The sequence below is a fragment of the Roseovarius faecimaris genome (genome assembly GCF_009762325.1).
Taxonomy (GTDB): domain Bacteria; phylum Pseudomonadota; class Alphaproteobacteria; order Rhodobacterales; family Rhodobacteraceae; genus Roseovarius; species Roseovarius faecimaris.
Map to the genome: position 1 here is coordinate 2435276 of NZ_CP034348.1, position 22045 is coordinate 2457320.

The following is a 22045-nucleotide window of genomic DNA, read 5'->3' on the forward strand; positions in this document are numbered from 1 at the left end:
AGGCCGGCACGCAAGGGCCGGATGAGCGGCCCTAGTCGACAGAGGCTGTCTTGAAACTCTGCGGCCGCGCGCGCGGACGGACCGCACTCATCGGTTTGCAATAGCTCTGCTGCTTGGTCCAGGCCATCATGTCCTGGCGTTTCTTGCGGCTGTGCAGCGGCCCCCAATCGGCGGCCACCCCGCGCATGCCACGCGACACGACCCCGTCCCGCGGCACGGTATAGGCCATGATCCGCAAGGCGCAGGACAGGTTCGACGGCGCATGTTTCAGATCCTCGCCGCTGCGCGCCCGGCATTTATAGCCGCGCGCGGTAGAGGGCAGGATCTGCGTCAGCCCGTACCATCTGCCGCCACCGCCCACGGCGTGCGCGCGATAGGTGCTTTCATGTTTGACCAGGGTCGACAGGAACCCGGCCCAGAACGCGCGGCGCTTGTCCATCGTGGCACTCGGATAGGCCGGGCACCAGTCGGCGATATCGGCGGGCACCATTTCAGGCAGAACGCGGGCATGATCCTTTAGCGACGCCAGAACCGCGCGGGTCCAGAGCGCGCTGCCCGGAACACTCTCCCAGCGTGTGCGGGGAAGATTGGCCTCCCTCGAAGGGGGGTAAAGCGGCAATTCCGTGGTCGCGGATGCCGCGCCCGAAACGGCAAGCTGATCCTGGGACCAGGCCATTATGGGCAGAAGACTCATTAAAAAACAGGCAGCTAAGCGTTTCATCCGCGCATATTCGCGAGTCCGGCCGGCGAAATCAACATTTCTGACAAAACAGTCTATTTCCCAAGCTTCTCCCAAACGCCGTCATGTTTTGGCCGGAATGGACGGCGAATGTGAAAGGGAAGACGAGTGTTGGAGGAAAGATGCCCTCTTTGTTTGCTGATATGCCGCGCGGAATGCAGCGCCCCTACCCCCCCAGAGCGATCCGCTCGGATAGTGGCATCTCTTTGTTTATCAAACGGTTTCTGAAAGGTCGCCGGGGGCCGTGCCTGGATCAGATGGCGCGGCGTGTGATCCTGCCCTCCCTGCCCGTGGCCGATGAGGACGTGGCGCGGATGCGCCTGTGGGAGGCCGGGCGGCATATGGCCAGACAGGAGATGTGGCACGAACTGGATGCACTTATCCTGCACGCCGACACGGCGCGTCTGACCACTCCGGGCGGGGCCAGCGAGGCGCGACTCATGATTGATGGCGCCCAATCGGATGTCAGCGCAGCCGCGATTCATGCAATCGACGATGGTCAGGTGCCCGATCTGAGCGGCCTGACCGCAATCGAGCGGATCGCCGCCGAGCAAGGCGAGAGCCATGCGATTGCATTGGTGGTGGCTCAGGCCCATCTGCGGATCGGCCAGGCCTGGAGCCGGTCGGCCACGCCTGAACGGGACCGGTCTCATGCGCATTTCGAACGCGCCCAGGCGTTGCTGGCGCCCTATGATGCCAGAGCTTTGGGCGCGCCCTGCCTCGCGGCGCTGGAGGCCGAACTGGCCGAGATGCTGTCCCCGGCTGTGGATGATGTGGTTTCGGCCTATCGCCGTTTGCTGGCGCTCGATCCCGGCAATGCGCTGCACCTGCGGGCCTTCGGGCTGGCCTGTCAGCGCGCGGAAAGCGAGGAATTGCCCCTGCTCACACAGCATGCCGCCCGGCTTCTGCCGCAGTCCGGGCCCGATCTTGGTCAGAGCGGGTATGTCTGGCTCTTTTTCGATGCGCTGAAGCATTGTGACGCCGCCTTGGGCGCGCTTGATGTTGAGCGCTTCATCCAAGGCATGCGGGATATTCTGCGCCGCCAGCCGAGCCAGCACCTGATCAATGAACTCGCCGCGTTCTGCGCGCTGAGCATGGGGCCGGACCGCGCGTGCAAGCAGCGCAGCGCCGAGAAGGCCCGCGCCCGTCTGCATGACTGCCTGAGCTGGATTCTGTCGGAGCATCTGCACGAGTTGCATCCGGCGCTGTGGACCACCCCCGACACCACGCCGCTGACCCTGTCGCGTCACACCCTGCCGCGGGCGCATATCGTGAAGGGACGGGAGATGGCGCTAAGGGTGATCGCGCGGCATTTCGCGGATCAGCTGGCCGATGGCAGCTCCATCGCCTTTTCGCCGGCGGGCATGTACCGGCTTCCGGCGATCTGACACCCCGTTCAGCATCTTGCCCTGCCTTGCGCGCTCGCCTAAAACGCAGCCAACGCGCAGTATGGAGCCTGACAATGCTGGACCTGACTTATGAGCCCCCCAAACCCAAGGTGATTGCCGGGGCCAAGCATGACTGGGAACTGGTCATCGGCATGGAGGTGCATGCGCAGGTGGCCTCGAATGCCAAGCTGTTTTCCGGGGCTTCGACACAGTTTGGGGCTGAGCCCAATTCGAACGTCGCCTTCGTGGATGCCGCCATGCCCGGCATGCTGCCCGTCATCAACGAGTTCTGCGTCGAACAGGCGGTGCGCACGGGGCTGGGGCTGAAGGCGGTGATCAACCTCAAATCGGCCTTCGACCGGAAGAACTATTTTTACCCCGACCTGCCGCAGGGCTATCAGATTTCCCAGCTTTACGAGCCGATCGTGGGCGAAGGCGAGATTCTGGTGGATATGGAGCCGGGCATTGCCCGCAAGGTACGCATCGAGCGCATCCATATGGAGCAGGATGCGGGCAAGTCGATCCATGACATGGACCCGGCGATGTCCTTTGTCGATCTCAACCGCACCGGCGTCTGCCTGATGGAGATCGTCAGCCGCCCCGACATTCGCGGCCCCGAAGAGGCCGCCGCCTATGTCGCCAAGATGCGCCAGATCCTGCGCTATCTCGGCACCTGCGACGGCAACATGCAGAACGGCAACCTGCGCGCCGACGTGAACGTGTCGGTCTGCCTGCCCGGAGCCTATGAGAAATATCAGGAAACGCAGGATTTCAGCCATCTGGGCACACGTTGCGAAATCAAGAACATGAACTCCATGCGCTTCATCCAGGCCGCCATCGAGTATGAGGCGCGCCGCCAGATCGCCATTATCGAAGGCGGCGGCAAGGTGGATCAGGAGACCCGGCTTTATGATCCGGACAAGAACGAGACCCGCTCGATGCGCTCCAAGGAAGAGGCGCATGATTACCGCTATTTCCCCGATCCGGACCTTTTGCCGCTGGAGATCGAGCAAGCCTGGGTGGACGAGATCGCCGCCTCCCTGCCCGAGCTGCCGGATGAAAAGAAGGCGCGCTTTGTCGGTGAGTTCGGCCTCAGCGAATATGACGCGGGCGTGCTGACCGCCGAAGTGGCCAATGCCGCCTATTTCGAAGAGGCGGCGGCGGGCCGCGATGGCAAGCTGGTGGCGAACTGGGTGATCAACGAGCTGTTTGGACGGCTCAAGAAAGAAGATCACGACATCACCACCAGCCCGGTCAGCCCGGCGCAGCTGGGCGGGATCGTGGATCTGATCAGCTCGGACGCCATTTCCGGCAAGATCGCCAAGGATCTGTTCGAGATCGTCTATACCGAAGGCGGCGACCCGGCCGAGATCGTCGAGGCGCGCGGCATGAAGCAGGTGACAGACACCGGCGCCATCGAGGCCGCCGTGGACCAGATCATCGCCGACAACCCCGCGCAGGTGGAAAAGGCCAAGGCCAATCCCAAGCTGGCGGGCTGGTTCGTGGGCCAGGTGATGAAGGCCACCGGCGGCAAGGCCAACCCCAAGGCGGTGAACCAGATCGTGAGCGCGAAACTGGGGCTTTGACGCCGCAACAGCGGCTTTCTCAGCCTGCGCGTCTGCCCCTGCTTGTCGGGGCGGCGCGCATTTGCTTAGCTGGCGCTGGTAAAAACAGCCAAGAAAAAAATATGACAGTTTTCAGAAAGATTGGGATGGTCGCGGCCCTGACGGCCACGAGCGCCTGTGTTGAACTATCCGGCATTGAAACGCCCCCTGTGACATTCACCTACAGCAAGGACTTTGATCAATCGCGTCTGGTGCCCGGTATGACACGAGCGTTCCGGACCTATGCCCCTCCGGAAAGCGCAAGCAAAAGCGCCGGTGACGAAATCAAGGGTGCGCAATGCACGATGAAATCGAAGGAACTGGAAGCGAGCTTCGTCACCCCTGCCCTGATCGACATGCCGACGATCCGGGGCAAGCCTTCGGCGCTTGAAGTGACCTGCCGGGCGAATGGCAAATCCGTCACGCGCGTGCAGGAGCCGTTCAAGCCGCATACGATCATCGTTGGGGATCCGGTCTCGATGCTCGTGAGCAATATCGTCACCGCCGCCGTGACCGCTGGGTCCGATAAATGGTCGTACACGAGCAGCGACTCGCACATCGCCTTCATCATGGACTGACCGAAGGCCTTGCGGGGGAACGCTGCGGGCAAAGTGGCCGTCAATGAACTTGGCGCCCTTCCGCGACGGCTGTCGCTGCGCCGAGCACACCGACCGGCATCGCGCCCCGGCCATCGGGCGATGCGCATGTGTTGCGTGTCGCGTGGTCGACCGGCCCCAATTCCTTTGCGCCGCGGCTTTCCCTTTGCATTCTGCGGCATACCGCACTATCCGGGGCGCGCGAAACACAGAGAGCGCACCGATGACCCAAAAGATCCCCTTCATCGACACCTGGCTGGAGATCGAGCCCGGATGGATCGACTATAACGACCACCTCAACATGGGCTATTACACGGTGCTGTTCGACCGGGCCGCCGATGTGGTGTTCGAGCAGTTGGGGTTCGGGCCGGAATATATCGCGCGGACAAATCACACGACTTTTTCGGGCGAGTTTCACCTGCGCTACCTGCGCGAGGTCAAGCTGGGCGACCGGCTGCGCTCGTCCTTTTATCTCATCGACTATGACGAGAAGCGTTTTCACACCTACCAGGAACTCTATCACGAGGATGGCTGGATTTCGGCCAGTGGCGAGGGGCTGACGCTGCATGTCAATCTCGACGGGCCGAAGGTGGCGCCGATGCCCGAGGATATTCTGGGCCGGATCGCGGCGATGGCCGAGGCGCATAGCGCTCTGGACCGGCCCGAGGGGATCGGGCGGAAGATCGGGATCCGGCGCAAAGGCTAGAGTGTCTTGCCTCCGGCGGGGGTATTGCGGGAAAAGCGAATTCAGAGACGCCTTTTCATTGTTCCCAAAATACTCAAAACTCCAAGGCTTCCCACACGCGCCGCAAAAAGGAGTGTTGCATGCCCGCCGACCACATCCTGACCGCCATCGAAGCCCATGCAGAGGGTGAGCCGGGGCGCGTGATCGTGGCGGGTATGCCCGAGCTCAGAGGCGCCAGCGTCTTCGAGAAGATGCAGGACATGGCGCAGAACCACGATCACCTCCGAACCTTGATGTTGCAGGAGCCGCGCGGCTATCCCGCGCTTTGCTGCAACGCGCTGGTCGCGCCATGCGATCCGCGCGCCGATGCGGGCTTCATCATCATGGAGCAGTCGGAATACCCGCCGATGTCGGGCTCCAACACGATCTGCGTGGTCACGGTGCTGCTGGAAGAGGGTCTTCTGCCGATGGTGGAGCCGGTCACGCGGCTGACGCTGGAGACCCCGGCCGGGCTGATCGGGGTCACGGCGACCTGTGAGGCGGGCAAGGTCACCTCGGTTGAATTTCTCAATGTGCCCGCCTTCGCGGTGCATCTGGATGCCGAGCTTGAGGTGCCCGGGCTGGGCCGGGTGACGGTGGATATCGCCTGGGGCGGTATGTTCTATGTGCTGGCCGACGCGGACCGGCTGGGTGTGGCGCTCGACGCGGAAAACGGCGCGCAGATCGTCGCGGTGAGCGAGGCCATACGCCATGCCGCGCGCGAGGCCCTGCCGGTGGTGCATCCCGAGAACCCGGCCATCACCGGACCGACGATCACCAATCTTTACGGCGCGCCCACAGCCCCGGGCACAGACGGGCGCGGGGCGATCACGCTGAGCACCGGCGCGTTTAATCCCGCGCGCCCCTACGGCGTGCTCGACCGGTCGCCCTGCGGCACCGGCACCTGCGCCAAGATGGCGGTGCTGCATGCGCGCGGGCAGCTTGGCCTGGACGAGGCGTATGTGAATGCCGGGCCCATGGGCACGACCTTTACCGGACGGATCACCGGGACGACGCAGGTCGGCCCTTATGAGGCGATCATTCCGACCCTGCGCGGGCAAGGCTGGATCTATGGGCGGAGCGAGTATCGCCTGGACAAGAGCGATCCGTTTCAGACCGGGTTCACGATCGGCGATCTCTGGGCCTGATCGCGGGCGGCACAGGGTGGGGGGTCAGCCCACCGCGCCTCAGGACATTTCGGCCAGGCGCGCGACATAGCGCGCCAGGGTGTCGATCTCCAGATTGATCCGGTCGCCCACAGCTACATCGCCCCAAGTGGTGACCTGTTTGGTGTGGGGGATGAAGTTGATCCCGAATGTGCAGCCCTCGACCTCGTTCACCGTCAGGGACGTGCCGTTGAGCGCGACCGACCCCTTGGGCGCGATGAACCGTGCCAGAGCTTCGGGCGCGCGCAGGCGCACGCGGGTGCTGTCGCCTTCGTCCTGCAGGGCCACAACCTCGGCCAGCCCGTCCACATGGCCAGACACGATATGCCCGCCCAGCTCGTCGCCCACTTTCAGCGCGCGTTCCAGGTTGACCCGGCGACCGGGGGTCCAGTCGCCAAGATTGGTCTTGGAGACGGTCTCCGCCGAAACATCGACATCGAACCAGTCCTCTCCCAGACCGACCACCGTCAGGCACACACCGTCACAGGCGATGGACGCCCCCATGTCGATGCGCGATGTATCATAGCCGCAGGCGATGCGCGCGCGCAGATCGCCGCGTTGCTCGACCTCGCGCAGGGTGCCGATATCGGTGATGATCCCGGTGAACATGAGGGTGCTCCTTTCCGCCGTTCCCTCCCCCTAAACACTGCGTAACCTTATGGCAAGATTTCAAAGGTTTGATGCGGATATGGAAACAATGTCATAATATCGCCCAAATCCGGGACTAGGCCTTGCATCCGAGGCAACAGGTGGAAAAACCATGACAGCTCTGACCGGTGAAAACCGCGTATTTCTGTTTTTGCAGGGTCCGCACGGGCCGTTTTTTCATAAGCTGGGCAAGATGTTGCGCCGCGCGGGCGCGGAGGTGTGGCGCGTTGGGTTCAATGCGGGCGATCAGGCGTTCTGGCGCGACCGGGCCCGGTATATTCCCTATCTGGGCAGCGTCGAGGACTGGCCTGAATACTTCTCTGACCTGGTGGTACAGAAAGGCGTCACAGATATCGTTCTATACGGCGATGTGCGCCCCATTCACGCCGAGGCGGTGGTGCAGGCCAAGGCGGCGGGCCTCACCGTACATGTCTTTGAGGAGGGCTATCTGCGCCCCTATTGGGTCACTTACGAGCGCGGCGGCTCGAACGGCAATTCGCGGCTGATGGAAATGAGCGTGCGGGATATGCGCACGGCACTGGAAAACTCCGATGTGGACCAGCCCCTGCCACCTGCGAGCTGGGGCGACATGCGCCAGCATATCTTTTACGGCGCGGCCTATCATGGCTTTGTCTTGCTGATGAACCGGCGCTATCGCAATTTCCGCCCGCATCGCACCCTGGGGGTGCGCCAGGAATTCAAGCTTTACCTGCAGCGCCTGCTGCTGATGCCCGCGCAGGCGATTGATCGGCGCCTTGCCACATGGCGCATCCGGCACGGCGGGTTTCCCTATCATCTGGCGCTGTTGCAGCTGGAACATGACAGCGCCTTTCAGGCGCATTCCTCCTTTTCGACGATGTCGGAGTTTCTCGACACGGTGCTGGACGGCTTTGCCAAGGGCGCGCCGCCGCATCACCACCTCGTGGTCAAGGCGCACCCGCTGGAAGATGGCCGCGTGCCGATCCGGCGCGACCTGAAACGTCTGGCCAGACAATATGGCGTGCAGGACCGGGTGCATTACGTGCGCGGCGGCAAGCTGGCGCAGCTTCTGGACGAGGCGCGCAGTGCGATCACCGTCAACTCGACCGCCGCCCAGCAGGTCCTGTGGCGCGGAATTCCGCTCAAGACTTTTGGCGAAGCGGTGTATGCCAAGCCCGAGTTTGTCTCGACCAAGCCGTTGCGGGATTTTTTCGCCCTGCCAGAGCGGCCGGATCACAAAGCCTACAAGGATTATCGCCGGTATCTGCTGGAAACGAGCCAGGTGCCCGGCGGGTTCTATTCATCGAGAGGCCGGCGGCAACTGTTGCGCCAGGCGGTTGACATGATGCTGTCGCCGGATGACCCCTATGAAGCGCTGAAATCAGGCACCGCGGCCCCACGGCAACAGTTGCGCGCGGTGACATGACAAGAACGGCTCGTAACGCTGGATTTTTAAACCAGATTCAGCTATTGAGAGAAAAAATCACCGGCCCCGAGAAGGCCGCAGAACGATAAAAAGACTGAGGCAGTAATCAGGTCGAGGAGACCGAGCAGTGAAAATCCAATCCAGCACATGGGCGAAGTCCGTCGCCCTGATGGCCCTTGTGGGCATGGTCGCGGCCTGCGGCACCCTGCCCCGCGTGGGCCCGAACAAGAAAGAGATTTACGCAGGCTCGGTTCAGAAATCGGGCGATGCCTTTGTCGTGTCCGTCAATGACCGCGTGACCCGGGCGACCGCTGTTCAGCCCGCCCTTGGTTTCACCGACAAGTTCAAGAACGCAGGTCAGCTTGGTTCGGACACGATCCGTCCGGGCGACACACTGGGCATCACCATCTGGGAAAACGTGGATGACGGTCTTCTGGTGACAGAAGGCGCCAATGCCGCCGCGCTCGAAGAGGTGCAGGTCGATGGCTCTGGCTTCATCTTCATTCCCTACGCGGGCCGGATCAAGGCGTCGGGCAATTCGCCCGAAGCGGTGCGCCGGATCATCACCGCCAAACTCGAAGACCAGACACCCGATCCGCAGGTCGAGGTGCGCCGCCTGGCGGGCGATGGCTCGACCGTTTCCCTGATCGGAGCGGTGGGCGCGCAGGGCGTCTATCCGATCGAACGGCCGACGCGTACGCTCTCGGCCATGCTGAGCCGCGCCGGTGGCGTGGTGATCGAGCCGGAAGTGGCGCAGGTGACGGTCATTCGCGGCAATGAACGCAGCCAGGTCTGGTTCCAGGATATCTTCAAGAACCCCGAGTTCGACATTGCTTTGCGCGGGGGCGACCGCATCCTCGTTGAGCAGGACAGCCGCGCCTTCACCGCGCTCGGGGCGACCGGGGCGCAGGCCCGCGTGCCGTTTGAAAGCCCGACGCTGAGCGCTGTGGAAGCCATTGCACAGGTGGGCGGGCTGAGCCCGAGCCTGGCCGATCCGACAGGTGTGTTCATCATGCGCAACGAGCCTGCGGAGATTGCCAATATCGTGCTCGGGCGCAACGATCTGCAAGGCGCGCAGCGCATGGTTTATGTGCTTGACCTGACGCAACCCAACGGCATGTTCATGGCGCGCGATTTCTCGGTGCGCGACGATGACACGATCTATGTGACCGAGGCCCCCTTCGCCCAGTGGAGCCGCGTGATTTCGGCGATGACGGGCACGTTGGGCGCCATTGGCAGCGTGACCTCAGCAGGAGATACCTTCTCTGATCTGGGCCTCTGATGCCTGACCCTCTCAGGCACGACGATCCCGCCGGCCAGCCATCCCGGCGGGTCTTCTATTTCAACGCCGGTTTTCTGCGGCAAAAGCGGATCCGGCGGATGCTGGAACTGGCCGGATACCCGTTGCGCCTGGGCAAGCCCGGTGCCGATGACCTGATCGCGGTCTGGGGGCATTCGCCCTATGCCAGGCGCGGCGAGGCGATGGCCGAGGCCACGGGGGCCAAGCTCATCCGTGTGGAGGACGCGCTGTTGCGGTCGGTGCATCCGGGGCGCGATGGCAGCGCGCCGCTGGGGCTGGTGGTGGACCAAACCGGTGTGCATTTCGACAGCTCCCGGCCGTCGGACCTTGAAACCCTGCTGAAAACCCACCCGCTTGATGACACGGCACTTCTGGATCGCGCGCGCGGGTGCATCGCCCGGATGCAGGAGGCTCACCTCAGCAAATATACCGGGTTCGACCCGGACCTGCCCTGCCCCGATCCGGGCTATGTTCTGGTGATCGACCAGACCCGCGGCGATGCCTCCGTCACCCATGGCGGGGCGGATGCGAATACCTTTCGCGAGATGCTCTATTACGCGCAGGAGGACAATCCGGGCGCGCGCATCCTGATCAAGACCCACCCCGAGACGGTGGCAGGCCACCGGCAGGGATATTTCAGCGACAAGGATGAAAGCGACCCTGTGACGCTGATCCGCGATCCGGTCAGCCTCTGGCACCTGATGGAGGGGGCGGTGGCGGTCTATACGGTCAGCTCGGGGCTTGGCTTCGAGGCCATCTTCGCCGGGCACAAGCCGCAGGTGTTTGGACAGCCCTTCTATGCCGGGTGGGGCCTGACGGAGGATCGCCATCCGCATGGCCTGCCCCGCCGGGGGCGCGACCTGACCCGGGCGCAGCTTTTTGCGGCCACGATGCTTCTCTATCCGATCTGGTATGACCCTTACCGGGACAAGCTGTGCGAACTGGAAGACGCGATTGCCACGCTCGAGGCGCAGACCCGCGCCTGGCGCGAGGATCATCGCGGCTGGACGGCGCATGGGATGCGGTTGTGGAAACGGGGTCCATTGCAGGGGTTTTTCGGAGCGCAGGGCGCGAAACTTCGGTTTTCCGGTGATCCGGTGCCTGCGGAGGCGGCAGAACCGCGGATGATCTGGGCCGGAAAAGCAGCCCCCGACACAAAGGCCGTGCGCGTCGAGGACGGGTTCCTCAGGTCGCGCGGGTTGGGTGCGGAGCTGGTCCCGCCCCTGTCGCTCGTCTGTGACGATCTGGGGATATATTACGATCCCACGCGGGAAAGCCGCCTGGAGCGATGGATTGGGATGCGCGCCGATCTCAGGCCCGATCAGGACCGACGGGCCGAACGGGTGATCGCGCGGTTGCGCGAGCTGGGCCTGAGCAAGTACAACCTCGGCGGCGCGCGGCCTGAGCTGCCTGAGGGGCACCGGATTCTGGTGCCTGGACAGGTGGAGGATGACGCGTCGATCCGGCTGGGCGCGGGCGAGATCTGCACCAATCTTGGCTTGCTGGAGCGGGTGCGCGCGGAAAACCCGGGTGCGGTGATCCTCTTCAAGCCGCACCCGGATGTGGAGGCCGGGCTGCGCGACGGGGCCGTGCCGGAGACGGCGCTGGAGGGCCTTGCCGATGCCGTTCTGCGCAACGCGGACCCGATAGCACTTTTGCAGGAGGTCGAGGAGGTCTGGACGATGACCTCGCTGCTGGGCTTCGAGGCGCTGCTTCGCGATGTGAAGGTCACCACCACCGGCGCGCCCTTCTATGCGGGCTGGGGTCTGACACGCGATCTGGGTCGGGTGCCCGCGCGGCGCGTGGCGCGGCCGGGCCTGCATGGGCTCGTGCATGCGGCGCTGATCGACTATCCGCGCTATCGCGACCCGGTGACCGGGCTGCCCTGCCCGGTTGAGGTGGTGATCGACCGGCTGGCTACAGGCGCGGTGGCGCATCCCGGTCTGGCCAACCGGCTTTTGTCCAAGCTACAGGGCGTGTTTGCCTCTTACGCGGGTCTGTGGCGGTAAGCGGAACGCACAAGAAAATGCACATTTTCTTGCAAAATTTCTGCCAAGAAATTTGGTGCCTAACGGGTCCAGCGATGCATCACGTCGCCGCCGATGGCCCGGGTCTCCACAAGAGTGAAGCGTCGCGCCTCATCGAGCTGCGCAAGACCGAGCGCCCCGATCGAGGGCAGGCCTTCAGCCCCGATCGCAAGGCCGGCGGTAAAGCCGACAAGCTCGTCCACCAGATCGGCGGCCAGAAGCGAGGCCGCAAGCGCCCCGCCGCCTTCGCAGAAAACACGGGTGAGCCCCTCCCGGCCCAGGGCGGCAAGCACCGCGCGCAGGTCGAGCTGACGGCCGATCAGCGCGCATTCGACAAGCTTTGCGCCAAGGCCGGTCCATGCCTCCTTCAGCGCCGCATCGGCATCGGGGCCGTGGCAAACCCAGAGCGGCACCTCGCCCGCGGTTCGGGCAAGCTGGGACATGAGCGGCAGATCAAGCTGGCGCGAGGTGACGATGCGCACCGGCTGGCGGCGCGGGCCAAGCCCCCGCACGGTCAGCATCGGGTCATCGGCGCGCGCAGTGCCGGCCCCCACCATCACGGCATCGGCCCTTGCGCGCAGCCCATGCACGACCGCCCGCGCCTCGGGCCCGGTGATCCACTGGCTGTGGCCGCTGGCCGTGGCGATGCGTCCGTCAAAGGAATTGGCGAGCTTCAGGGTGAGCGCCGGGCGCCCCTCGTTGACCCGTTTGAAAAACCCTGCGTGATCGCGAGCGGCCTCTTCGGCCAGAAGCCCGGTGGAGACCTCTATCCCGGCGGTGCGAAGCTGCTCGAACCCCTGCCCTGACACACGCGGATCGCTGTCAGGCAGAGGCGCCACCACACGGGCGATACCAGCGCCGATCAGCGCCTGTGTGCAGGGCGGGGTCTCTCCATGATGCGCGCAGGGCTCAAGCGAGACATAAGCGGTGGCCCCCCTCGCCGCTGCGCCGGCTTGCGCCAGGGCTTGCGTCTCGGCATGGGGGCGGCCCCCCGGCGCGGTCCAGCCGCGTCCGACAATGCGGCCCGCGCGCACGATCACGCAGCCCACCGCCGGGTTGGGCCAGGTCAGCCCCTGCCCGCGCCGCCCCAGAGACAGGGCCAGCGCCAGGAAGCGGGCGTCTTGGCTCACGCGCCTTCGGGCTCGTCAGGCTCGGGGTTGGGACGCAGTTCGCTCACGAATTTGTCGAAATCGTCGGCCGCCTGGAAGTTCTTGTAAACGCTGGCAAAGCGCACATAGGCGACGGTGTCGATCCGCGCGAGGCTTTCCATCACGATCTCGCCCACGACCTTGGACTGGATATCGGTCTCGCCCAGGCTCTCCAGCCGCCGCACGATGCCGGAAATCATCTGTTCGACGCGTTCAGGCTCCACGGGGCGTTTTTGCAGGGCGATGCGGATCGAGCGCTCCAGCTTGTCGCGGTCGAAATCCTCGCGTCGCCCGTTCGATTTGACGACCACGAGGTCCCGAAGTTGCACGCGTTCATAGGTGGTAAACCGGCCGCCGCAGGCCGGGCAGAACCGGCGCCGCCGGATCGACACATGATCCTCCGCCGGTCTGGAATCTTTCACCTGTGTGTCAATATTTCCGCAAAACGGGCAGCGCATCGGCCGGTCCCCTTTTCTGTCTCTGCCTCATGGTCATGGGTCTGGTGCCCATCTTATCCACAGGCACTATAGGACAGCCGCAAGGTTTTGGGTAGAGGGGAAATGCGCCCCCTAAATAAGGTCCAGGGGAATTGCGGCATTTTCGTCCCCTTGTGGCAGAGGTTCACCATGCGTTTACCTTGGTTATCGTAGGATATGAGCAAGCCGACCTAGCAGGATTGGCCCTTCATGTGGATATGCGCCGCCGCCTTTCCAGAGGTGCGCGGCGCATGTTTTTCTTGCCCGCAGCGCTGGCTATCCCGGCACATGCCAGTGCCGCCCGCGCACGGTCTCGACATATTCGGGCCAGGCGAAATCCAGCGGAGGCGGATAATCGCAGAGTGGCGGCGGACCACCGGCGCGGCGGCGTTCGAACTCGCTCCAGGCGGCCTGCCGTGCCCCTTCATCCGTCAGCACACGCAGCGCAGAGCAGGCAAGCACCCGTGCCGCCACCTGCACCATCGGGTCGATCGTCGCCGGAATGCCGCCCAGAGCATTCATCGCCCAGGCCGGGTACGGCCCGCCGCGCAAAGCGGGCCGCGCGATGTAGAACCGGGCGAGCGGTGCGTGCCAGGACATATCGGTATAGTCATCCGATGTGGAATTGATCTGTGCCGGTGGCAGCGTCCGTCGCAGCGCCGCTTCGGCCTCCTGCGGGTCCATGAGCCTGGTGCATTCGGGGATCAGCGGATCGGCATCGGGGGGCTTGCCGCAGGCCGTTTGAACCTGCCGGGCCATGGCAAGCGCGGCCTCGTCCCAGACCGGCGGGCCGACCTGTTGAAGGGCCTGCCAGACGATGTCGGCCATGACGTGATTGGTCAGCCCCGGGCGCGATTTGCAGACCCAGTGCCGGTCCACGCGGCAGCCATGCAGCTCGGCCACCAGTTGCGCCGTTCGGTCCAGATGGGTCGTGACCTGCTCGGCCATGGCCAGATCCGGCACCCGGATCATGTATTGCAGATCGGCCTGGCGCGCGGGCAGATTGTCCGCCGTGGCCTGACCCGCGCCCAGGATCGCCTCAGAAATGGACCAGCCGCCGGAATGGGGCAACATACTGTCGCGCAACGACTTTCCGGCCTGATACATAGCGACAAGCGCCTCATTGGCGCCGGGTGCGCGGATGTCGGAATGGCTTTGCGGGATGGGGGCACCGTCACGGGCGCCCCAGGTTTCGGGCGCATCGCAGCGGAACCGATAGATCATCGAATAGGCCGCCCCGCATTGCGTGTCCCAGCGCACCGTGTTGCAGAGCGGAAGCATATAGAACGGATGAAAAGAGAGCATTGCCGCCAGCCCGTCGTAATAGCCCGCCGCGGCATGGATGGGCTTGGAGCCGCGGACCTTCTCGGCGGGCTCCCCGGTGAAGCGCAATCCGCCCTTGATCCCGTGCCGCTCCATCGCCGCCTTGGTGGCAAGAAGCCCGCCCAACGCGCCAATCCCAAGCCCCGAATGCGGGTCGGTATGGCCCGCCGCGAGGTATCCCAGCCCCTCGCGCGGGGCCTGTTCGGGGCGGGCCGCCTGACAATTGGCGGGCACGGCGTCATATTCGGCATACATGCCCACCACCGGGCCTTCGCCATTCTGCCACTGAGCGCAGAAAGCGGTAGGCATGCCGCCGGAGCCCTCTTCAACCGTGAACCCCTCGGCCCGGAGCCGGGCCACATACCACTCTGCCGAGCGGTATTCGCGCCAGGCCGGTTCAGCATAGTCAAAGATGGTGGCGGTCCAGTCCGAAAGGTCGGCCGCGTGGGCGGTGACCCAATCCCCGGCGGTCTGGTCATGGCTCATGGACGGTCTCCGGTCAGATGGGCGGCCACGCGGCGGCGATGGGGCGCGTCGCGATGCTCGAACAGGTAAATGCCTTGCCAGGTGCCCAGCACGGGACGGCCGTCGGCAACCGGGACGCTCAGGCTGACCGGCATCATCGCCGCCTTGATATGGGCGGGCATGTCGTCGGGGCCTTCGTAAGTATGGGTGAGATAGGCCATGGACGGGTCCGTGGTGGGCGGCACGAGGCGGTGAAAGAACGCCCTGAGATCGCTTTGCACCTCGGGGTCGGCATTCTCCTGAACAAGCAGGCTGGCGGAGGTGTGGCGCACGAAAAGCGTGAGCAGGCCAGAGCGCAGCCCGCTGCCTGCCACCCAGCCGGACACCTGACTGGTGAACTCGTAAGGCCCTTGCCCCCGCGTTTCGATCAGGAATTCGGTGTTCATGGGCGCCGCCCGCGTTTCAGCACATGTCTCTCCATCTAAAACGGGTGAAATCCCGGCATTGGCCCGGGTCCTCCTTTGCTTCGTATAGCGGCAGGCAATGGCCCGCACTGTCAACAGTGCCTGCGTAATATTCGAGCACCGCTGTCACAGGGGCAAAGGGGACTGGGCGGTCTAACATGACGACCACATGAACGTATTCGCATCATAACATTGCCCGGCTTGCTCCTTTGCCTGGAAAAGCGGATCGAAATCACGCTCCACCACACTGCCTGGATCGCAGGTCAGATCGGCCAGCATCTGATCGGCGCGAAAGACGCGGACACCGCCGGAGATGTCTGGATTATCCGCCGCGATGCGCTCCAGCAGATAATGCACCTGAAAGGTCGTGTCGCCTGCCCAGAACTCGAGCTCTTCATAGATATTGCTTCCGATGCCGTTCCAGGGGGTCAGGTGAATGTCCTTCACGCCATGGGCCAGGATCAGCTCGGCCGGGCCATCGCCGGGACCGAAGCGATAATATCCCGCCGCGCCCTGAAGACAGACATCCAGCGTCTTGGTTCCGCCTTTCAGCGTGCAATGAAAGAGCGGCACACCGGCGCCAAAGCACCCCTCCTGCGCAGATGCCGCGACGGGGAAAACCATCATCAGGGCGGCGAAAAAACGAGCCCGCATATCAATCTCCTTTTTCGGAAAACTGTCCTCATGCTAGCACGCGGGCGCCTCGGTTGGAAATGTGGACGGATTGACGCTTTACCCCGGTTGGCGGCTGCGCCATGACTACGTCTGTGGAGGGCGCGGATGGTCTGGATCATTCTCACGGGGCTGCTGCCGATATTCCTGCTGGTGCTGCTTGGCGGGGCGGTGCGCGGGCGGCTGAGCGAGAACGCCTGGGCGGGCCTCGATCGGCTCAATTTCGAAATCCTGTTTCCCGCGCTGATCTTCACAGCGGCAGCGGCGCGGCCGATCGATCCTGGCAATTTGCTGATTGTGGGGCCGCTTGTCTGGGCGATATCGGCATTCGGTCTGGGGCTGGGCTGGCTCGCCCGCCCTTACGGGCCGTCTCGCTTTCTCGATTTCGCCGGGGCCTGGCAGACCGCGTGGCGGTTCAACACCGCGCTTGGCTTCGTGTTGGTGAGCGCGCTGCCCTCGGCGGATGTTGGGCTTTATGCGATTGCCATCGGGCTTGGCATTCCGATGGTCAATATCTTTGCCGTCACGGCGCTCTCGCGGGGTGAGGGGCTGGGCCTGGGGCTGGCGCTGCGCAAAGTGGCGCTGAACCCGTTCCTGCTGGCTTCGCTGGCGGGCGTGGCGGTGGGGCTGAGCGGTTTGACCATCCCAGCCCCGGTGATGGCCCCGGTCGAGATGCTGGCGCAGGCGGCGATCCCTGTGGCGCTGATTTCCATAGGCGCCACGCTGCGCTGGGGGGCGCTGGCGCGGCTGGACAGGTTTTCGGGGATATTGGTGGGCACGAAGCTGGTGGCGCTGCCTGCGGTGGTGGCCGGGGTGGCGGTGGGTTTGGGGATATCGCACCCCATTGTGCCGGTTCTGGTGATCTTTGCAGGCCTTCCCACGGCGAGCGCCGCGCATGTGCTGGCGGCGGGGTTCGGCGCGGACCGGGCGCTTTGTGCCACGCTGATCGCGCAGGGCACGCTCTTGAGCGCGGTAACGCTGCCGGTGTGGATGGCAGTTGCGGAGGGGTTGGGCGGACTGCCCTGAGCCCTCCGGCGGCCGATTTGACCGCAACAGCACCTCAACACCCGGCACCCACCCCGATGACGGTTAAAGATGCACCCACTTCTCATAAAAGCGAATATCCTCCTGAAGCGATGCCCGAACTGCTGAGAGCGCAGCGGCGTCGGCGTAAAAGGCATCCTTCAGGCTATGATAATCCGGAAGCTGAAGATCCGTTCGGTTTACCCGGCTGAATTCTCCGTCCAGCCCGGTTGCGCGACCAATTTCTTCGGGATTGTCGCGCAGGGTGGAGTAATCTTTGATGGCATCGAACTGCCCCATATCGACGCCGTCAAAATAGCACCCGTGATAGAAATTTCGGATATTTGGCAAACTGGCAAATTCGGGAATGGTCAGGTTTTCAACAACCAGTTTCCGCCGCAACGCATTCGCCTTCAACATCTGCGGCGTGTTGGTATCCGACTTCCAGTAAAAATAGTTCGAAACGAGGCGTTCGACGGGGTCGCGCAGGATGGTCGCCCGGCACATTGCCCTGACATTGTGATATTTGCCGATCCAGAAATGACCATAAACGGCTTTCTTGCCTTGCAACGAAGAGAGATGATCTTGCTGCAAATACGCTGACCGATCCGTATTGAAGAGAGCTTCTGGATTGGTAATTCGATCTGCATAGTCCAAGTGGAGCGACGGGCCATACTTGCGCATGGCGGCCTGCCGAACGGAAATACCACCCGTCTTTGGGACATGCACGAAGATAAGGTCGAGTGTCACCGGCATGATCCGACCCGCCAGGATTGCTCTTTCAGCCGTGGCCTACTGATCCAGGAAACTCCGCAGCTTGCGCGACCGGCTGGGGTGCTTGAGTTTGCGCAGAGCCTTCGCTTCGATCTGGCGGATACGCTCGCGGGTGACGCTGAACTGCTGACCCACCTCTTCCAACGTATGGTCGGTGTTCATGCCGATACCGAAGCGCATGCGCAGCACGCGTTCCTCACGCGGGGTCAGAGAGCTGAGAACGCGCGTCGTGGTTTCCTTCAGGTTGTCCTGAATGGCCGAATCCAGCGGCAGGATCACGTTCTTGTCCTCGATGAAATCACCCAGCTGGCTGTCTTCCTCATCGCCGATGGGCGTCTCGAGCGAGATCGGCTCTTTGGCGATCTTCATCACCTTGCGGACCTTTTCGAGCGGCATTTGCAGCTTCTCGGCCAGTTCCTCCGGTGTCGGCTCGCGGCCGATTTCGTGCAGCATCTGGCGGCCGGTGCGCACCAGCTTGTTGATCGTCTCGATCATGTGCACCGGAATGCGGATGGTGCGGGCCTGATCGGCGATGGACCGGGTGATGGCCTGACGGATCCACCAGGTCGCGTAGGTCGAGAATTTGTAGCCCCGGCGATATTCGAACTTGTCGACCGCTTTCATCAGGCCAATGTTGCCTTCCTGAATAAGATCAAGGAATTGCAGGCCACGGTTGGTGTATTTCTTGGCAATGGAAATCACCAGGCGCAGGTTGGCCTCGACCATTTCCTTCTTGGCCTGACGGGCCTCTTTCTCACCCTTCTGAACCTGTTGCACGATGCGGCGGAATTCCGAGATATCGAGGCCCACATATTGCCCGACCTGGGCCATGTCGGCGCGCAGTTCCTCGACCTTCTCGGGGCTGCGTTCCATGAACATCTGCCAGCCACGGCCGGACTTCTTGCCCATATCCTCAAGCCAGTTCGGATCAAGCTCGCGCCCGCGATATTCCTCAATGAATTCCCGGCGGTTGATACGCGCCTGATCGGCCAGCTTCACCATCGCTGAGTCAATCTGCATGATCCGGCGGTTGATGCCGTAAAGCTGGTCGATCAACGCCTCGATCCGGTTGTTGTGCAGATGCAGCTCATTGACCAGTTCGACAATCTCGGCGCGCAGCTTCTGGTATTTCTCTTCCTGCTTCTTGCTGAAAGAGCCATCCTCGTTCAGCGTGGCCGAAATCCGGCTGTCCTGCATTTCCGAGAGCTTTTCATAATCGTCGGCAATACGGTCGAGGATTTCCAGAACGCGTGGCTTGAGCGCGGCTTCCATCGCCGCGAGGCTCATATTGGCCTGATCGTCATCGTCGTCATCGTCGTCATCGGCGGCGATCGGGTTGCCATCGGCGTCGAGTTCTTCCTGGCCATCGGATTTCGCGGCACTGGGCACGCTGGTGACGTTGGCCGCATCCACCACGGGCGCGCCATTTTCGTCCTCGTCCATCTGATTGCCGAAGGTCGCCTCAAGATCGATCACGTCGCGCAGAAGGATGTCTTCGCCCAGAAGTTCGTCGCGCCAGATGGTGATTGCCTGGAAGGTCAGCGGGCTTTCGCAAAGGCCCGCGATCATCGTGTTGCGGCCGGCCTCGATGCGTTTGGCAATGGCGATCTCGCCCTCGCGGCTGAGCAGCTCGACACTGCCCATCTCGCGCAGATACATGCGCACCGGGTCGTCGGTCCGGTCGAGTTTCTCTTCCTTACCGGATCCCAGCGTAATCTCGCCCTTGCGGCCGATCTCGGCCACGGCGGTGGATTTCTGTTCTTCTTCCTCGACCTCTTCGGCCTCGATGATGTTGATGCCCATTTCCGAGAGCATCGACATCACATCCTCGATCTGTTCCGAACTGACCTGATCCGGCGGCAGCACCTCGTTGAGCTGATCGTAGGTGATGTAGCCCTTCTCGCGGGCCTCGGCGATCATCTTCTTGACCGCGGCCTGGCTCATGTCCAGGGAGTCTTCGGCCTCTTGTTCGTTAGACTTCGCGTCGTCGTCTTTGGCCATGCAAGTCTCCTTACGTGATTCGGGCGGTCGGGTGATTCGGTTAGACCGAATCATTAGCGCGATCTGGTGATTCGCACACCCGTTTACCCTGTTTTTCTTACCCAAACCTCAGGAAAGTTGCTTTACCGTCCCGGTTCGGAATTCTTGATTTCATTCAGAAGCGCGTCGAGCCGCGCCTTTTCCTCTCGTTTCAGGCGCGCGCCATTGTCGGCAAGGTCGTACTCGGCGCGGTCCTCCTGTTCGCTTCGCAACGCACGATTGCGGGCCTCGGCGGCCTGATGCAACCGGTAGGTCACGCTTTCGTCGGCCACGTGGCTGATATCCTCGCTCGCCTCGCTGATCTCGGCGGCAAGCCCGCGATGGGCGTCCAGTTTGGCAAGCTCCTCGGCCATGGTCATCCGGGCGATCTCCTGCTCTGCGGGGCGGCGGACCGAGGGGGCCAGCGCGACATGGGGCAGGCGCAGCAGCTTTTCAAGGGCGTCCGCGCCGATCTTCTGCTCGATATAGAGCGCGAGGCTTTCGGCACCAGTATCGGCATGATGCAGGATGACGTCGCGCAGGCGGGCATGATCGGGGTTGGTGCAATCCATGGCTTCGAGGGCGTGCTCGAACTCCTCAACCACGTCCGGGCAAAGGGCAGCCGTGGCCAGAATGACCGCTTCGCGCATCTGGATCGTGGCCGCCTCGCCCGCCGCCACGAGAAGCGAGGCCTTGGCCGCCGGAGTTGCCGGGTCGGGCGCATTCCACTTGCGGCGTGGGCCGGACCGGGGCTGCGCGGGGGCTCGCCGGGAGAACAGCTCCCAGCGCATGTCCTTGATGGCCTGGCCGTAATGCGAGCGGATGGATGGATCGCGGATCAGCAGAATCTTCTCGCGCAGCGCCTTGTCGAGCGCCGCCTTGCGCTCGGGGCTGTCAAAGACGCGGCCTTCGGTTTCGCGGTTCCACAGAAGCTGCACCATAGGCAGCGCCCGGTCGAGCACCGCCTGCACGGCCCCTGGGCCTTCGGCGCGAATGAGGTCGTCAGGGTCCTGCCCCTCGGGCATGAGGGCAAAGCGCAGGGATTTTCCGGCCTCCAGCAGCGGCAGCGCGAGGTCGATGACCCGGTGCGCGGCGCGCAGGCCCGCCGTGTCGCCATCCAGCGCGATGATCGGTTCGTCCGCCATGCGCCAGAGCATTTGCAGCTGCGTCTCGGTCACGGCCGTTCCAAGCGGGGCGACCGAGGCCGTAAAGCCGCCTTCGCTGAGCGCGATCACGTCCATGTAACCTTCGGCGACGATCAGCGGCTGCCCCTTGCCGCAGGCCTCACGCGCGGGCCCGTGATTATAGAGAGTGCGCGATTTGTCGAAGAGTGCCGTCTCGGGCGAGTTCAGGTATTTGGCGTTGTCATTCGGGTCCATCGCCCGCCCGCCAAAGGCGATGCACCGCCCCCGCGCGTCGCGGATCGGGAACATGATGCGCCCGCGGAAGGTGTCATAGGGCTTGCCCCCCTTCTGGGAGGGTTTGGCAAGGCCCGCGTCGAGGATCATCTGATCGTCCACGCCCTTGGCCTTCAGATGATCCCACAGCCCCTGCCAGGCATCGGGGGCAAAGCCGATCTCGAACCGCTCCTGCGTTGCCTCGGCAAGCCGCCTGCCAGCGAGGTAATCGCGCGCCGCCGCCCCTGCCCCGGTCTTGAGCTGGAGCTTGAAATGCTTGACGGCCAGTTCCATCACCTCGGCGAGTTGGCTGGCGCGGTCGGCCTTGGCCTGCGCCTGCGGATCGCGGTCCGGCATCTGCATCCCGGCCTCTGCGGCGAGGATGCGCACCGCCTCCATGAAGTCCACATTTTCGGTGTCCTTCACAAAGGAAATCGCGTCGCCCTTCGCGTGACAGCCAAAGCAATAATAGAAACCCTTGCGGTCATCGACGTGAAAGCTGGCCGTCTTTTCCTGGTGAAAGGGGCACGGCGCCCACATGTCGCCCTTGCCCTGGTTCGACTTGCGCGCATCCCACATGACCTTTCGGCCCACCACCTGGCTGAGCGAGGTGCGGGTGCGCAATTCATCCAGGAAACCGGGTGGCAGCGACATGGAATATATATCGGCCCGATAGCCGCCCGTGTC

General features: G+C 63.5%; 19 protein-coding genes. 9 read left to right on the forward strand and 10 right to left on the reverse strand.

Annotation, left to right across the window (positions count from 1 at the left end; all coding sequences use genetic code 11):
- Positions 1-31 precede the first annotated feature (31 nt).
- The gene (locus EI983_RS12440; RefSeq protein WP_246162161.1) at positions 32-676 is read right to left on the reverse strand and encodes a transglycosylase SLT domain-containing protein; all 645 of its coding nucleotides are present in this window, start codon (positions 674-676) and stop codon (positions 32-34) included.
- Positions 677-996: 320 nt separating this feature from the next.
- On the opposite strand from EI983_RS12440, the gene EI983_RS12445 reads away from it, so the two are divergent.
- The 5 genes from EI983_RS12445 (at position 997) to EI983_RS12465 (ending at position 6199) form a co-directional block, all read left to right on the forward strand.
- Positions 997-2127, forward strand: a complete 1131-nt coding sequence (locus EI983_RS12445; protein WP_198389290.1) for a hypothetical protein — start codon at positions 997-999, stop codon at positions 2125-2127.
- 74 nt (positions 2128-2201) lie between these two features.
- Entirely contained in the window at positions 2202-3713 is a 1512-nt protein-coding gene (gene gatB, locus EI983_RS12450; RefSeq protein WP_157707704.1) for an Asp-tRNA(Asn)/Glu-tRNA(Gln) amidotransferase subunit GatB, read from the forward strand.
- Positions 3710-4309, forward strand: coding sequence for a hypothetical protein (locus tag EI983_RS12455; RefSeq protein ID WP_198389291.1), 600 nt, complete (start codon positions 3710-3712; stop codon positions 4307-4309). The genes gatB and EI983_RS12455 overlap by 4 nt, the downstream gene beginning before the upstream one ends.
- 241 nt (positions 4310-4550) lie before the next feature.
- The gene (locus tag EI983_RS12460; protein WP_157707706.1) at positions 4551-5033 is read left to right on the forward strand and encodes a thioesterase family protein; all 483 of its coding nucleotides are present in this window, start codon (positions 4551-4553) and stop codon (positions 5031-5033) included.
- Between the two features lie 119 nt (positions 5034-5152).
- Positions 5153-6199: a proline racemase family protein gene (locus EI983_RS12465; RefSeq protein ID WP_157707707.1), complete on the forward strand. Its 1047-nt coding sequence runs from the start codon at positions 5153-5155 to the stop codon at positions 6197-6199.
- Between the two features lie 39 nt (positions 6200-6238).
- Here the strand turns inward: EI983_RS12465 and EI983_RS12470 are convergent, their stop codons facing one another.
- A complete protein-coding gene (locus EI983_RS12470; protein WP_157707708.1) occupies positions 6239-6826 on the reverse strand; it encodes a riboflavin synthase in 588 nt (195 codons plus the stop codon).
- A gap of 151 nt (positions 6827-6977) precedes the next feature.
- Here EI983_RS12470 and EI983_RS12475 point away from each other — a divergent pair, with 151 nt between their 5' ends.
- The 3 genes from EI983_RS12475 to EI983_RS12485 all read left to right on the forward strand — a co-directional run bounded on the left by EI983_RS12475 (position 6978) and on the right by EI983_RS12485 (position 11579).
- Positions 6978-8270 (forward strand): capsule biosynthesis protein, encoded by a 1293-nt coding sequence (locus EI983_RS12475; RefSeq protein ID WP_157707709.1) that lies wholly within the window; start codon positions 6978-6980, stop codon positions 8268-8270.
- Between the two features lie 169 nt (positions 8271-8439).
- Positions 8440-9552 (forward strand): polysaccharide biosynthesis/export family protein, encoded by a 1113-nt coding sequence (locus EI983_RS12480; RefSeq protein WP_157709085.1) that lies wholly within the window; start codon positions 8440-8442, stop codon positions 9550-9552.
- Positions 9552-11579, forward strand: a complete 2028-nt coding sequence (locus EI983_RS12485) for a capsular polysaccharide biosynthesis protein (RefSeq protein ID WP_157707710.1) — start codon at positions 9552-9554, stop codon at positions 11577-11579. Before EI983_RS12480 ends, EI983_RS12485 begins: the two co-directional genes overlap by 1 nt.
- Positions 11580-11638: 59 nt before the next feature.
- On the opposite strand, the gene ribD is transcribed toward EI983_RS12485, so the two are convergent.
- The 5 genes from ribD to EI983_RS12510 all read right to left on the reverse strand — a co-directional run bounded on the left by ribD (position 11639) and on the right by EI983_RS12510 (position 16127).
- The gene (ribD, locus tag EI983_RS12490) at positions 11639-12727 is read right to left on the reverse strand and encodes a bifunctional diaminohydroxyphosphoribosylaminopyrimidine deaminase/5-amino-6-(5-phosphoribosylamino)uracil reductase RibD (protein ID WP_157707711.1); all 1089 of its coding nucleotides are present in this window, start codon (positions 12725-12727) and stop codon (positions 11639-11641) included.
- The gene (gene nrdR, locus EI983_RS12495; protein ID WP_157707712.1) at positions 12724-13203 is read right to left on the reverse strand and encodes a transcriptional regulator NrdR; all 480 of its coding nucleotides are present in this window, start codon (positions 13201-13203) and stop codon (positions 12724-12726) included. The genes ribD and nrdR overlap by 4 nt, the downstream gene beginning before the upstream one ends.
- A 294-nt stretch (positions 13204-13497) precedes the next feature.
- Entirely contained in the window at positions 13498-15030 is a 1533-nt protein-coding gene (locus tag EI983_RS12500; protein WP_157707713.1) for a zinc-binding metallopeptidase family protein, read from the reverse strand.
- Complete coding sequence (locus tag EI983_RS12505) at positions 15027-15455, reverse strand: secondary thiamine-phosphate synthase enzyme YjbQ (RefSeq protein ID WP_157707714.1); 429 nt, start codon at positions 15453-15455, stop codon at positions 15027-15029. Before EI983_RS12505 ends, EI983_RS12500 begins: the two co-directional genes overlap by 4 nt.
- 171 nt (positions 15456-15626) lie before the next feature.
- On the reverse strand, positions 15627-16127 hold the full coding sequence (locus EI983_RS12510) for a hypothetical protein (protein WP_157707715.1): 501 nt from the start codon (positions 16125-16127) through the stop codon (positions 15627-15629).
- A gap of 126 nt (positions 16128-16253) precedes the next feature.
- Between EI983_RS12510 and EI983_RS12515 the strand changes: the two genes are divergently transcribed.
- Positions 16254-17171 (forward strand): AEC family transporter, encoded by a 918-nt coding sequence (locus EI983_RS12515; protein ID WP_157707716.1) that lies wholly within the window; start codon positions 16254-16256, stop codon positions 17169-17171.
- 63 nt (positions 17172-17234) lie between these two features.
- Here the strand turns inward: EI983_RS12515 and EI983_RS12520 are convergent, their stop codons facing one another.
- From EI983_RS12520 to dnaG, 3 genes are all read right to left on the reverse strand, one after another.
- Positions 17235-17924 carry a sulfotransferase family 2 domain-containing protein gene (locus EI983_RS12520; RefSeq protein ID WP_157707717.1) on the reverse strand — a complete coding sequence of 230 codons (690 nt, stop codon included), beginning with the start codon at positions 17922-17924 and terminating at the stop codon, positions 17235-17237.
- Between the two features lie 36 nt (positions 17925-17960).
- Positions 17961-19943, reverse strand: coding sequence for an RNA polymerase sigma factor RpoD (gene rpoD, locus EI983_RS12525; RefSeq protein WP_425500858.1), 1983 nt, complete (start codon positions 19941-19943; stop codon positions 17961-17963).
- A gap of 122 nt (positions 19944-20065) precedes the next feature.
- The gene (dnaG, locus tag EI983_RS12530) at positions 20066-22012 is read right to left on the reverse strand and encodes a DNA primase (RefSeq protein ID WP_157707719.1); all 1947 of its coding nucleotides are present in this window, start codon (positions 22010-22012) and stop codon (positions 20066-20068) included.
- Positions 22013-22045 lie beyond the last annotated feature (33 nt).

Coding starts and splice junctions, on each gene's coding strand:
- rpoD (WP_425500858.1), bottom strand. CDS start 19,943: ATGGCCAAAGACGACGACGCGAAGTCTAACGAACAAGAGGCCGAAGAC.
- nrdR (WP_157707712.1), bottom strand. CDS start 13,203: ATGCGCTGCCCGTTTTGCGGAAATATTGACACACAGGTGAAAGATTCC.
- EI983_RS12470 (WP_157707708.1), bottom strand. CDS start 6,826: ATGTTCACCGGGATCATCACCGATATCGGCACCCTGCGCGAGGTCGAG.
- EI983_RS12505 (WP_157707714.1), bottom strand. CDS start 15,455: ATGAACACCGAATTCCTGATCGAAACGCGGGGGCAAGGGCCTTACGAG.
- EI983_RS12510 (WP_157707715.1), bottom strand. CDS start 16,127: ATGCGGGCTCGTTTTTTCGCCGCCCTGATGATGGTTTTCCCCGTCGCG.
- dnaG (WP_157707719.1), bottom strand. CDS start 22,012: ATGTCGCTGCCACCCGGTTTCCTGGATGAATTGCGCACCCGCACCTCG.
- EI983_RS12460 (WP_157707706.1), top strand. CDS start 4,551: ATGACCCAAAAGATCCCCTTCATCGACACCTGGCTGGAGATCGAGCCC.
- EI983_RS12520 (WP_157707717.1), bottom strand. CDS start 17,924: ATGCCGGTGACACTCGACCTTATCTTCGTGCATGTCCCAAAGACGGGT.
- EI983_RS12465 (WP_157707707.1), top strand. CDS start 5,153: ATGCCCGCCGACCACATCCTGACCGCCATCGAAGCCCATGCAGAGGGT.
- EI983_RS12485 (WP_157707710.1), top strand. CDS start 9,552: ATGCCTGACCCTCTCAGGCACGACGATCCCGCCGGCCAGCCATCCCGG.
- EI983_RS12445 (WP_198389290.1), top strand. CDS start 997: ATGGCGCGGCGTGTGATCCTGCCCTCCCTGCCCGTGGCCGATGAGGAC.
- EI983_RS12440 (WP_246162161.1), bottom strand. CDS start 676: ATGGCCTGGTCCCAGGATCAGCTTGCCGTTTCGGGCGCGGCATCCGCG.
- gatB (WP_157707704.1), top strand. CDS start 2,202: ATGCTGGACCTGACTTATGAGCCCCCCAAACCCAAGGTGATTGCCGGG.
- EI983_RS12500 (WP_157707713.1), bottom strand. CDS start 15,030: ATGAGCCATGACCAGACCGCCGGGGATTGGGTCACCGCCCACGCGGCC.
- EI983_RS12515 (WP_157707716.1), top strand. CDS start 16,254: ATGGTCTGGATCATTCTCACGGGGCTGCTGCCGATATTCCTGCTGGTG.
- EI983_RS12480 (WP_157709085.1), top strand. CDS start 8,440: ATGGCCCTTGTGGGCATGGTCGCGGCCTGCGGCACCCTGCCCCGCGTG.
- EI983_RS12475 (WP_157707709.1), top strand. CDS start 6,978: ATGACAGCTCTGACCGGTGAAAACCGCGTATTTCTGTTTTTGCAGGGT.